Here is an 11,779-nt window from a genome sequence, read left to right as displayed (position 1 = left end):
CTGCGTGAGGCTTTCTTTTTCTCGATCAGACCAGGATCGGATTCTGTGCGTTGACGTTCCCGGATCTCCGCCCTATCTTGTGAATGATTTCACAAGCCTTCTCGCGGCCGGCGTTGTTCGCGCGGCGGCGCGCGAGTCGCAGCGTGGTTCATGGCATGAAGAAGATCTCCGAGTCGGCGGTGCGCCGGCTTTCGCTGTACCTGCGCTTTCTCCAGGAGGCCCAGGCCGCGGGGGCGGAGACCATCTCCAGCGGCGAGCTGGCCCGGCGCGGCGGCACCACCTCGGCGCAGGTGCGCAAGGACCTGTCGCTCTTCGGGTCGTTCGGCAAGCGCGGGATGGGCTACTCCGTGCCCGAGCTGCTGCGCGAGATCCGGCAGATCCTGGGGCTCACGCGCCCCTGGAACGTGGCGGTGATCGGCGCCGGACGGCTGGGATCCGCCCTCAGCAGCTTCCGCGACTTCGAGGCGCGCGGCTTCCACATCAGCGCGGTGTTCGACGCCGACCCGGCCAAGATCGGCCAGAGCTGGGGCGGCCTGACCGTGCAGCCCGACGAGGAGCTGGACGCCACCCTGCGCGAGCGCCGCGTGGAGATCGCCATCGTGGCCGTTCCCGCCGAGGCGGCGCAGGGCGTGGTCGACCGCGTGGTCGCCGCCGGCGTGAAGGCGCTGCTGAACTTCGCCCCCGTGCGGCTGCGCGTCCCCCGCGGCGTCACCCTGCGCAACGTCGACGTCACGCTGGAGCTCGAGGGGTTGTCCTTCGCGCTGGCGAACGGGAAGGCGGGGTAGGCTTCCGAGCATCGGTCCGGGCGGCTGAAGCCACGGCGACAACAGCACAAAGTCCGCTTCGCGGACTGTGGGGCAAGGCCGGCGCGGGATGCCGGCGTTCAGGCGGAGGCTCATCCTGCCGATCGGCGCCGGACAAGCGCTTCCCCGGCAGCTCGATGCCGCGGCCGCAGTCCCGCAGGGACTTTGTGCCCTTGTTGCCGCGAATTCATTCGCCGGGAATCAGGGCGGGTCCGGAGTCCGGCATCGGCCGCGAAACTCTCTCTCCATGGACGGCCGGGTCGGCGGAATCCGTGTTGCCGCCCCTCCGGCGCGCGGCTAGATTTTTCCATCTATGCCGACCTCATCGCCCACACCCCAGACGGTGCGCGTCACCTCGGAGATCGGGCCGCTCCGCACGGTGATCTGCCACACCCCGGGGGCCGAGCTGCTCGCGGTGACTCCGTCCAACCGCGAGCAGTTCCTCTACGACGACATCATCGACCTGGACCTGGCGCGGCGCGAGCACCAGCGCTTCCGCGCCATCCTCTCGCGCTTCGCCGAGGTGCTGGACGTGCGCGAGCTGCTGGCCGACATCGTCGACGAGCCGGAGGTGCGCCGCTTCCTGGTCAACCGGGTGATGGAGGTGGCGTCTTCAGAGCCGCTGGTGGGCGAGCTGGCCGAGATCCCGGGCGAGGAGCTGATCCGCCGCTTCGTCGAGGGCGTCGAGGCGCCGATGGGGCCGATCTCGCAGCTCCTGCACAAGGTCAGCTGGGAGCTGCCGCCGCTGCCGAACCTGTTCTTCACCCGCGACGCCGCCATGGTGGTGAACGACGCGGTGATCATCGGCGCCATGCGCTACGCGGTGCGGTGGACCGAGGAGCTGCTGATGAAGGCGCTCTTCCTCTACCACCCGCTGCTCCGGAACGGCGGCTTCATCTACGACGGCACCGACGAGCACCGCAGCGACTACACCATCGAGGGCGGCGACGTCCTGATCCTGCGCCCCGACCTGGCGATGGTGGGCCTCTCCGAGCGCTCCTCTCCCGCCGCCATCGAGGGGCTCGTCGATGGCCTGAGAGGGACGGCGGGGATCGAGCACGTCCTCGTGGTCGTCCTTCCCGCCGAGAGCCCGGCGATCCACCTGGACATGATCATGACCATGGTGGACCGCGAGCACTGCGTGGTGTATCCCCCCTACTTCTTCAGCCCCTCGCGCCTCCCCGTGCTCTACTACAAGCCCGACGCGAAGGGGGTGAAGGCGTACGACGACGTGTTCACCGCGCTGCGGAAGGTGGAGCTGCCGCTGGAGCCGATCTGGTGCGGCGGCCGGCATCCGACCCGGCAGGAGCGCGAGCAGTGGTCCAGCGGGTGCAACTTCGTGGCGGTGCGGCCGGGCGTGGTGCTGGGCTACACGCGCAACGAGGGAACGATGCGGGAGATGGAATCCGCCGGCTACCGGCTGATCGACGCGATCGAGTTCCTCACGGGAGAGGTGGAGATCGAGGACGGCGACCGCGCGGTGATCGCGTTCGAGGGCGCCGAGTTGGTGCGGGGCGGCGGCGGCGGCCGCTGCATGACCCTTCCCGTCTGCCGCGACGACATCTGGTGAGCCAGCTGGCCCTTGCCCTGGACGGGGTCCGCTTCCAGCCGGACGGCATTCTCGTCCGCCGCGCGCTGGAGCTGCTGGAGACGCCGCGGCCCACCTGCGAGGTGGCCGCGAAGGTGCTGGGGATCACCCACGGCGCGGGCGCCGCGGCGGCCGCGGTGTTCGCGCTGCTGGGCACGGACCCGCGCTTCGCCGTCTCCGGCGAGGGCGTGTGGTCGCTCTCCGCGCCCCTCCCCCGCCCCACCGTCCCCGCGCCCGACGTGGCGCCAGCGGAGCCCGGCCGGAGCCTGTGGGAAGAGGAGTGGTGCGTGGTCGACCTGGAGACCACGGGCGGATCGCCGTTCCGCGGCCACCGGGTGACGGAGCTGGCCGCGGTCTGCGTCTCGAAAGGGAAGATCACCGACACGTACGCGACGCTGGTGAACCCGGCACGCGCCATCCCCCGCATGATCACCGCGCTCACGGGGATCTCGCAGGAGATGGTGGTGGAGGCGCCGTACTTCCACGAGGTGGCCCCGCAGGTGGCGGAAACCATCGGCGGGCGCGTCTTCGTGGCCCACAACGCGGCCTTCGACTGGCGCTTCCTAACGCACGAGATGCAGTCGGCCAACGGCACCACCCCCGCCGGGCGCCAGCTCTGCACCGTGCGCCTGGCGCGGAAGCTCCTCCCCGAGCTGCCGTCGCGCGGGCTCGACGCGCTGGCGCTCTACTTCGGGGTGGAGATCGAGAGCCGCCACCGCGCGCTCGACGACGCGGTCGCCACGGCGCGCATCCTGGTCCGCCTGCTGGAGATGGCCGAGGAGCAGGGCGCGGGCGACTGGGATTCGCTGCAGACGTTCCTGCGGCGCCGCGCGCGGCGGAAGAAGCGGACGAAGAGCCCGAAGTCGATGGAGGCGGCGTGACGGAGACGGTGCTGGCGACGGACACCCTGGTGCGCACCCGCACGCTCGGGCGGATGCGCATCCACGCGCTCGAGGCGGGGCTGCAGCGCCTGGATGGCGGCGCCATGTTCGGCGTGGTCCCCAAGCCGTTGTGGGAAAAGCGCATCCCCGCCGACGCGCGCAACCGCATCCCCCTCGCCCTCCGTTGTCTCCTCGTCGAGACGCCGGACGCGCTGGTGCTGATCGAGACGGGGCTGGGGAACAAGGAGAACGAGAAGTTCCTCGACATCTATGGCGTCGAGAACGCGTCCTCCGATCCCCGCTTCCCCGATCGGCTGCACCAGGCGATCGCCGCGGCGGGGTTCTCGGCGGACGATGTCTCCATCGTCGTCGACACCCATCTCCACTTCGACCACGCGGGCGGCAACACGTATCGCGATCGCGAAGGACAGGTGCGGCTCTCCTTTCCCAACGCGGCCTACCACGTGCAGCGCGGCGAGTGGGAGTGGGCGCACCGCGTGAACGAGCGCACCTCGGCGAGCTATCTCCCGCACAACTTCGATCCCGTGATGGAGGCGGGGCGGCTGAAGCTGGTGGAAGGCGACGTGGAGATCGTTCCGGGCATTTCGGTGTACCGGACGCCCGGCCACTGCCCGCACCACCAGTCCGTCCTGGTTTCGTCGGACGGCGAGGTGGGGTGCTTCCTGGCGGACGTCGTTCCCACGATGGCGCATCTTCCGCTGCCGTGGATCATGGGATACGACGTGGAGCCGCTGGTGACGCTGGAGAGCAAGCGCGCGCTGCTGAAGCGGGCGACGGACGAGCGGTGGCTGCTCGTCTCCACGCACGACCCGTTCACCCCGTGGGGATACGCGGTGGCGGACGGCAGGAACACGAGACTGGAAGAGGCCGCCTGAGGCGGCAAATACGCGCAGGACCCGAGATCTCAATCAACCGGAAGGCGGAGATGATCGACATAGCCCGTGACCCCCGCACCACGCCCGTGATCGTCAGCGCGGTGCGCACCCCCATCGGCCGCTTCCTGGGCGGCCTGTCGTCGCTGACCGCGCCGGACCTGGGCGCCGTGGCCATCCGCGAGGCGGTCGCCCGCTCGGGGATCGCGGTGGAGGACGTGGCCGAGGTGATCATGGGCAACGTCGTGCAGGGCGGCGTGGGGCAGGCGCCCGCGCGCCAGGCGGCGGTCAAGGCCGGGCTGCCGGTGACCGTTTCGGCGCTCACCATCAACAAGGTGTGCGGCAGCGGGCTCAAGGCGGTGATGCTGGCGGCGCAGTCGATCCGCGCGGGCGACAACCAGGTAGTGGTGGCCGGCGGGCAGGAGAGCATGTCGAGCGCGCCGTACTACATCTACGGGATGCGCGGCGGCGTGAAGTTCGGTGACCAGGAGCTGGTGGACGGGCTGATCCGCGATGGCCTGTGGTGCGCGTTCTGTGACGTGCACATGGGCGGGCACGCCGAGTACACGGCGAAGAAGGCCGGCGTCACCCGCGAGATGCAGGACCAGTTCGCCGTGGCCTCGCACCGCAAGGCGGTGGAGGCGATCAAGGCCGGCAAGTTCAGGGACGAGATCGTCCCGGTGGAGATCGCCGGCCGCAAGGGGACGGTGACGGTGGACACGGACGAGAACCCGCGCGAGGACACCACGCTCGAGGGACTCGGCAAGCTGCGCCCCGCGTTCGCCAAGGACGCGCCGAAGGAGATGACCGCCGACCAGCTGACGGTGACCGCCGGCAACGCCAGCGCGCTGAACGACGGCGCCTCCGCCGTCGTCGTGGTCAGTGAGCAGTACGCGCGCGACCACGATCTCCAGATCCTCGCCCGGGTGACGGCGTACTCGACGGGCGCGGTGGAGCCGAAGGAGCTGTTCTTCGCGCCGATCCAGGCGGTGCGCAACCTGATGGCCAAGGCGGGGACGGAGATCGGCGACTACGACCTAATCGAGGCCAACGAGGCGTTCGCCGTGCAGGCGCTGGCCGATGGCGCGGGGCTTGGGTGGGACTGGGACCGCGTGAACGTGAACGGCGGCGCGGTGGCGCTGGGCCATCCCATCGGCGCGTCGGGCGCGCGCGTGCTGACCACGCTCCTGCACGCAATGAAGGACCGCGACGCCGAGACCGGCCTGGCCACGCTCTGCCTGGGCGGCGGCGACGCCGTCGCGCTCTCGGTCGAGCGCGTCTGAGCCGACGAACCGCGCCGCCCGGTCCCCAAAGGACCGGGCGGCGCCGCGTTTTTGGGGGATGTTGGTACGTCGCGGGGAGTCCGCCCCGCCGTCATCCTGAGGCCGGCCGTGACCAGCGTCGCGGACGACGGCGGCAGGCCGAAGGATCTATAGCCAGCCGTGCACGAGACTTCGCCGCTAGACGCCGAATCTCGTCCGGCGCAGCATGATGAGCGGCTTGAGCATCGAATCACCCGTCCTGCACCCACCCGAGCACACCGGCGGCGGCTTCCCCGAGACGCCGGCGCCGCCCGAGCCCTCGCTGCTGGAGCGCATCTTCTACGGCCCGTACGGCGTGCGCGCGGGGTGGCGGATCGCGATGTGGCTGGGCGCCACGTTCTTCCTGCTCACCGCCATCGGCGCGGGGGTGATGCTGGCCGGCGTGCGCCCCGGCTTCGGCGCGCAGGTGGCGGTGGAGCTCGCCGCGGCGGCCGGCGCGGGGTGGCTGATGCTCGCGCTCGTGGACCGGCGCCGCATCGGCGCGCTGGGGTTCGCGGCCGACCGGGCCATCCCGCGCGACCTCGGCGTCGGCTTCCTGCTCGGCGGCGGCGGGATCGCGCTCGCCAGCGGTGTGCTTGCCGTGGCGGGAAGCGCGCGATGGGTTGCCGACGGAGGGAATGCGACCGAATATGTCGCCGCTCTGGGGCAGGCACTCCTGTTCTTCGCGGTGGCCGCGGCGGCCGAAGAGGCGCTGTTCCGCGGCTACCTGTTCCAGGCGCTGGTGCAGGGGATCGGCGCCCGGCCCGCGCTGCTCCTGTCCGCGGCACTGTTCGCGCTGGCACATGCGCGCAACCCGGGTGTCGACGCGCTCGCGCTGGGCAACATCTTCCTCGCCGGGGTGATGCTGGGCGCCGCATATCTGCGTACGCGCTCGCTCTGGTTCTGCACCGCGCTGCACCTGGGGTGGAACTGGACCATGTCGGCGCTGCTCGACTTCCCGGTGAGCGGGCTGATGCGCGACACGCCGCTGTACAGCGCCGTCTCCATCGGCCCGCGCTGGCTCACCGGTGGCGACTTCGGGCCTGAGGCGGGGATCGCGGCGACGGTGGTGATCGCCGCAATCGCGGTGTTCCTGCTCCGCGCGCCGTGGATCGGCGAGTCGGCGAAGATGCGCGCGCTGCGGCCGCTGGTGGACGACCGCGTGGGAGAGCGCCTGTGAGCCGGCCGCTGCGCTTCTGGGGGAGCGCCGTGCTCGCGGCCGTGGTCTTCGCCGCGGCGACGCCGCTGCTGTTCCCGTTCCGTGCGCTCGGGCTGGACCCCGCGGTGGACCGGCCACGCATCTGGCTGCTGACCGTGTTCTGCGCGGGGGTGATGGCGCTGCTGTTCGGCGCCAGCGGCGCGATGGGAGCGCGCTTCGTGGGGCTGCGCGACGTGCTGGAGCACCGCTCGGCCACCATCGCCGTCGAACGCGAGCGCCAGGCGCGCGACGGGTCGCGGGCGCGCGGTGCGATGAACCCCGGCCTGTGGACGATGGCCGCCGGCGCGAGCCTCATCGCCATCTACTTCGTGCTCCTCCTGGCGCTTTGAGGCTGCTGGGGGATTGAAGCCTCGCGCCGATGTCGAGGCGTCCGCGCGAAACGACCACGCATCGGTTAGTACGGGCCGGCGAAGAAGCAAAGGACGTCATCCTGAGGGCGCTGCGCCGAACCGTCGGAGTGACGGAAGTCAGTGCGCCCGAAGGATCTATAGCCTGCATTCGAGCGCCAGTCAGGCATTCGCTCGGACGCGGACCACAGATTCCTCGGGAGCCGCCCGGCATCCGCACAGACGCGAGGACCGGCGCAGCGGCTCCGCTCGGAATGACATACGGGGGTGATCGCGTCCCTATCACCCTCCCCCCAGTCGGTTCTGGGAGGAGGATCGCGCGAAGCGCGGGGAGCGGGCACGCGGGGCGGCGGCAGCTCTGATGTTCGTTGGACGGACAAACTTAACCAGCAGATCGGGAATCGACCGATGGCGGATATTCGCAAGGTGGCGGTGATCGGCGCGGGGACGATGGGGAACGGGATCGTCCACGTGTTCGCGCAGAACGGCTACGACGTCACCATGATCGACGTGCGCGCCGAGGCGCTCGACGCCGCGCGCGCGACCATCGCCGGGAACATGGACCGGCAGATCAAGAAGGGCGCGCTCACCGAGGCCGACCGCGACGCCGCGCTCGCCCGCATCTCCGCCGCTGGCGACCTCTCCGCCGTGGCCGACGCGGACCTCGTGGTCGAGGCGGCGACGGAGAACGTCGAGCTCAAGTTCCGCATCTTCGAGCAGATCGACGCGGCCGCCCCCGTGCACGCCATCCTGGCCACCAACACCTCCTCCATCTCCATCACCGAGATCGCCGCGCGCACCAAGCGCCCCGAACAGGTCATCGGGATGCACTTCATGAATCCCGTGCCGGTGATGAAGCTGGTGGAGATCATCCGCGGCCTGGCCACGTCGGACGAGACCACGCGCGCGGTGGTGGAGATGTCGGAGAAGCTGGGGAAGACGGTGGCCGAGGCGCAGGACTATCCCGGCTTCGTGTCGAACCGCATCCTGATGCCGATGATCAACGAGGCGGTGTTCTGCCTGATGGAGGGCGTCGCCACCCGCGAGGCCATCGACACCGTGATGAAGCTGGGGATGAACCACCCGATGGGTCCGCTGGCGCTGGCGGACCTGATCGGGCTGGACACCTGCCTGGCCATCATGAACGTGCTCCACGAGGGGCTGGGCGACGACAAGTACCGCCCCTGCCCGCTGCTGCGGAAGTACGTGGCCAGCGGCCGTCTGGGCCGCAAGACGGGCGAGGGCTTCTACTCGTATGCCCAGCCGTGAGCGACCCCGCCCTCCTGCACCAGGCCGCCGAGCTCTTCGTGAAGCTGGCGAAGGACGCCGGCCGCGAGCTGGAGCTGGACGAAGCCGGCGTGGAGTGGGCCGAGCAGTACGTCCAGGCCGTGCGCCCCGTCGAGTCGCCCGAGCAGCTGCGCGTGCAGAGCGCGCTGGTGGGCTCGTTCCTCGGCGAGGCGCTGATCGCCGTCCATGGCGGCGCGTGGAGCGACGCCGACGGCGAGTGGGCGGTGGAGCTGGGCGAGCGCGGGCGCGTGCACCCCTTCCGGGTCACCGAGGCGCAGCTTCGTGACGGCGGCGGGATCTCCGTGCTCGACCTCTTCCGATCGCTGGGGGACAGGGAACAGGGGACTGGGGACAGCGGGAAGATTCGCGACGAGGATCCGGTCGAACCGCTGCGGGAGACGGCGGAGCGGCTGCGCGAAGTCGTCGCGGCGAACGGGGGACCGGCGGAGTACGGCGAGGCGCTGGTGGCGTTCGTCGACGAGTTCGTGAACAACACCCGGCCCGTCGAGGCGGACCTGCTCGACCAGTACACGGCGCTGGTCGGCGCGGCGCTGGGCGAGTCGCTCGTCGCCGAGTACGCGGGCGAGTGGCGCCACACCGGCGACGCGTGGGTGGTGCGGCTGCCGGACGACACCGCCGTCTGGCCCTTCGCCTCGGCGCGCAAGCACCTGGAGGGCGGCGCGGAGGACTCCATCCTCGCCCTCTTCCGCCAGGCGCGGCCGGGCGGGCGGGACGATTGAGACGCGCGGACGAACGGCCTCGCCCGTCGTCCACGCCGATTTTGTCCAGTGGTTGAGCAAATCACCTGGGGACGGCCAGATATCGCGGAAGGCCCCGGAGCGCAGGGCCAGGCTGCGCGCGTGGAAACAGGGGGAGCGCGCCGCGCGCGAGGCGGCGATGCCGGTCTCGCACGGCGACCTGCGTGGCCTGTTCGACGCGCTCGACGAAGCGCTGGAGGGCGGCTGCGACCAGACGCTCCGCCACACGCGCGCGTTCCTGCGGTCGCGGGGGATGGACGAGGCGCGGGTGCTCCCCTGGCTGGCCGAGTACGGCGGCCACTGCGACTGCGAGGTGCTGGCCAACGTGGGCGGCGAATGGGACGACGCGTGAACGCACCTCCGCACTCACGCACTTACGCACTGTGACGTGATGACACCCGAACAGCAGCAGATCCAGGAGCTCGCGCGCGAGTTCGCCGACAACGAGCTCCGCCCGCACGCCGAGGAGTGGGACCGTGAAGGGAAGCTCCCGCGCGACGTCGTCGCCAAGTTGGGCGAGCTGGGCTTCCTGGGGATGCTCCTTCCCGAGGAGCACGACGGGCTGGGGCTCGACACCATGGCGTACCTGGTCGCGCTCGAGGAGATCGCGCGCGGCGACGCCAGCGTGGCGGTGGCGATGAGCGTCCACAACTCGCTCCCCACGCAGATGATCCTGGCGCACGGGACCGAGGCGCAGAAGGAGCGCTGGCTCAAGCCGATGGCGCGTGGCGAGCTGCTGGGCGCCTTCTCGCTCTCCGAGCCCGACTCCGGCTCCGACGCCGCCTCGCTCGCCGCGCAGGCGCGCAGGGCCGACGGGGGATGGGTGCTGAACGGCGCCAAGGCGTGGGTCACCAACGGCAGCTTCGGCGACGTGGTCGTCACCATGGTGCGCACCGACACGCCCGAGGACCGCCGCGGGACCAAGGGGATCGGCGCCTTCATCGTCCCCACCGATACGCAGGGCTACATCGTCGGAAAGAAGGAAGACAAGATGGGCCAGCGCGCGTCGGAGACGGTGGGCGTGGCCTTCCAGGAGATGTTCGTTCCCGACGACCAGCTGCTGGGCGATCCGGGGCTGGGCTTCACCTACGCGCTGCAGGGGCTGAACGGCGGCCGGCTGGGGATCGCCGCGCTGGCGGTGGGAATTGCGCAGGCGGCGCTCGAGCACGCGGTGGCGTACGCGGACGAGCGCCGGCAGTTCGGCAGGGCGATCCGCGACTTCCAGGGGATGCAGTTCAAGCTGGCGAACATGGCCACGCGCGTCTCCGCCGCCCGCGCCCTCCTTCACCGCGCGGCGGAGGCCAAGGACACGGGCGAGAACGCGGTGCAGATGGCCAGCATGGCCAAGCTCTTCGCCAGTGAGGCGGCCATGTACGTGACCACCGAGGCGGTGCAGGTGTTCGGGGGATACGGCTACATGAAGGAATATCCCGTGGAGCGCCTCTTCCGCGACGCGAAGGTGACGGAGATCTACGAGGGGACGAGCGAGATCCAGCGGACGGTGATCGCCCGCGCGCTGTACCGGTAGGGCGGGCCGCCGAGCGGGATCGAAGGGCCTCCAGCAAGACCGCCGGCCATGACCGGCGACACATCGCAATCGAGACGAACGGGACCGGAATGGAACTCTTCGAGCTGATCAACGAGCACGGCCACGAGCAGGTGGTGCTCTGCAACGAGCCTTCGTGCGGCTACCGCGGGATCATCGCCATCCACAACACCGTGCTGGGGCCGGCGCTGGGCGGCACGCGCTTCTGGCAGTACGGCAGCGACCGCGAGGCGGTGATCGACGCGCTGCGCCTGTCGCGGGGGATGACGTACAAGGCGGCCGTGGCCGGGCTGAACCTGGGCGGCGGCAAGAGCGTGATCATCGGCGACAACCGCACGGTGCGCCGCGAGGAGATCTTCCGCGCGCACGGCCGCTTCGTGGAAACGCTCAAGGGGCGCTACATCACCGCCGAGGACGTGGGCACCTCAGTGGACGACATGGAATACGTGGCGATGGAGACCGAGCACGTCACCGGCCGCGCCGGCAGCTCGGGCGACCCCTCGCCGGTGACGGCGTACGGCGTGTACCGCGGGATCAAGGCGGCGGCGAAGCACCGCTTCGGCAGCGACGACCTGGCGGGGCGCACCGTGACCGTGCAGGGCGTCGGCCACGTGGGCTACTACCTCTGCCAGAACCTGGCCGGCGAGGGCGCGCGCCTGGTGGTCACCGACATCGACGCCGAGCGCGTGCAGAAGGTGGTGCACGACTTCGGCGCCACGGCGGTCGGCCCCGACGAGATCTACGCGGTGGAGGCCGACGTCTACGCCCCCAGCGCGCTCGGGGCGACCATCAACGACGAGACGCTGAAGGTGCTGAAGGTACAGATCGTGGCCGGCGCGGCCAACAACGTCCTCGCCCGCGAGTGCCACGGCGACGAGCTGCACCGCCGCGGCATCCTGTACGCGCCCGACTACGTGATCAACGCCGGCGGGCTGATCAACGTCTGCGGCGAGCTGAACGGGTGGACGGCCGAGCGCTCGATGCGCAAGGCGGGCGAGATCTACGGCACGCTGCTGCGCCTGTTCGAGCTGAGCGAGGCCGAGGGGCTGCCCACGCACAAGGCGGCGGACCGCCTGGCCGAGGACCGCATCGGCCGCGTCGGCGCGCTCCAGCGGACGTGGGTGTGATCAACTGAAAGTGCCCAGTACCAAGTGCC

At 70.6% G+C, this 11,779-nt stretch carries 12 protein-coding genes; all 12 read left to right on the top strand.

The annotated features are described in order from the left end of the window. The first annotated feature begins 83 nt into the window (after positions 1–83). The 12 genes from VF092_11755 to VF092_11700 all read left to right on the top strand — a co-directional run bounded on the left by VF092_11755 (position 84) and on the right by VF092_11700 (position 11,750). Complete coding sequence (locus tag VF092_11755) at positions 84–785, top strand: redox-sensing transcriptional repressor Rex (protein HEX6747957.1); 702 nt, start codon at positions 84–86, stop codon at positions 783–785. A gap of 361 nt (positions 786–1,146) precedes the next feature. Further along, the gene (locus tag VF092_11750; GenBank protein HEX6747956.1) at positions 1,147–2,373 is read left to right on the top strand and encodes an arginine deiminase family protein; all 1,227 of its coding nucleotides are present in this window, start codon (positions 1,147–1,149) and stop codon (positions 2,371–2,373) included. Further along, positions 2,370–3,272 (top strand): 3'-5' exonuclease, encoded by a 903-nt coding sequence (locus VF092_11745; protein ID HEX6747955.1) that lies wholly within the window; start codon positions 2,370–2,372, stop codon positions 3,270–3,272. Before VF092_11750 ends, VF092_11745 begins: the two co-directional genes overlap by 4 nt. Next, positions 3,269–4,168, top strand: coding sequence for an MBL fold metallo-hydrolase (locus VF092_11740; protein HEX6747954.1), 900 nt, complete (start codon positions 3,269–3,271; stop codon positions 4,166–4,168). Before VF092_11745 ends, VF092_11740 begins: the two co-directional genes overlap by 4 nt. A 50-nt stretch (positions 4,169–4,218) precedes the next feature. Further along, positions 4,219–5,448, top strand: coding sequence for an acetyl-CoA C-acetyltransferase (locus VF092_11735; GenBank protein ID HEX6747953.1), 1,230 nt, complete (start codon positions 4,219–4,221; stop codon positions 5,446–5,448). Between the two features lie 217 nt (positions 5,449–5,665). Then, positions 5,666–6,646 (top strand): CPBP family intramembrane glutamic endopeptidase, encoded by a 981-nt coding sequence (locus tag VF092_11730; GenBank protein ID HEX6747952.1) that lies wholly within the window; start codon positions 5,666–5,668, stop codon positions 6,644–6,646. Beyond that, the gene (locus VF092_11725; GenBank protein ID HEX6747951.1) at positions 6,643–7,014 is read left to right on the top strand and encodes a hypothetical protein; all 372 of its coding nucleotides are present in this window, start codon (positions 6,643–6,645) and stop codon (positions 7,012–7,014) included. Before VF092_11730 ends, VF092_11725 begins: the two co-directional genes overlap by 4 nt. 426 nt (positions 7,015–7,440) lie before the next feature. After that, positions 7,441–8,301 (top strand): 3-hydroxybutyryl-CoA dehydrogenase, encoded by an 861-nt coding sequence (locus tag VF092_11720; protein ID HEX6747950.1) that lies wholly within the window; start codon positions 7,441–7,443, stop codon positions 8,299–8,301. Then, positions 8,298–9,059 carry a hypothetical protein gene (locus VF092_11715; GenBank protein HEX6747949.1) on the top strand — a complete coding sequence of 254 codons (762 nt, stop codon included), beginning with the start codon at positions 8,298–8,300 and terminating at the stop codon, positions 9,057–9,059. The genes VF092_11720 and VF092_11715 overlap by 4 nt, the downstream gene beginning before the upstream one ends. Positions 9,060–9,216: 157 nt before the next feature. After that, on the top strand, positions 9,217–9,429 hold the full coding sequence (locus VF092_11710; protein HEX6747948.1) for a DUF2695 domain-containing protein: 213 nt from the start codon (positions 9,217–9,219) through the stop codon (positions 9,427–9,429). A 39-nt stretch (positions 9,430–9,468) separates the two neighbouring features. After that, the gene (locus VF092_11705) at positions 9,469–10,605 is read left to right on the top strand and encodes an acyl-CoA dehydrogenase family protein (protein HEX6747947.1); all 1,137 of its coding nucleotides are present in this window, start codon (positions 9,469–9,471) and stop codon (positions 10,603–10,605) included. An 89-nt stretch (positions 10,606–10,694) separates the two neighbouring features. Then, complete coding sequence (locus VF092_11700; GenBank protein ID HEX6747946.1) at positions 10,695–11,750, top strand: Glu/Leu/Phe/Val dehydrogenase; 1,056 nt, start codon at positions 10,695–10,697, stop codon at positions 11,748–11,750. Positions 11,751–11,779 lie beyond the last annotated feature (29 nt).

Origin of the sequence: Longimicrobium sp. (assembly GCA_036377595.1) — a bacterium.
Lineage (GTDB): Bacteria > Gemmatimonadota > Gemmatimonadetes > Longimicrobiales > Longimicrobiaceae > Longimicrobium.
This window is presented reverse-complemented; position numbering and strand designations above follow the sequence as displayed.

Coding starts and splice junctions, on each gene's coding strand:
- VF092_11735 (HEX6747953.1), top strand. CDS start 4,219: ATGATCGACATAGCCCGTGACCCCCGCACCACGCCCGTGATCGTCAGC.
- VF092_11710 (HEX6747948.1), top strand. CDS start 9,217: ATGCCGGTCTCGCACGGCGACCTGCGTGGCCTGTTCGACGCGCTCGAC.
- VF092_11705 (HEX6747947.1), top strand. CDS start 9,469: ATGACACCCGAACAGCAGCAGATCCAGGAGCTCGCGCGCGAGTTCGCC.
- VF092_11720 (HEX6747950.1), top strand. CDS start 7,441: ATGGCGGATATTCGCAAGGTGGCGGTGATCGGCGCGGGGACGATGGGG.
- VF092_11755 (HEX6747957.1), top strand. CDS start 84: ATGATTTCACAAGCCTTCTCGCGGCCGGCGTTGTTCGCGCGGCGGCGC.
- VF092_11700 (HEX6747946.1), top strand. CDS start 10,695: ATGGAACTCTTCGAGCTGATCAACGAGCACGGCCACGAGCAGGTGGTG.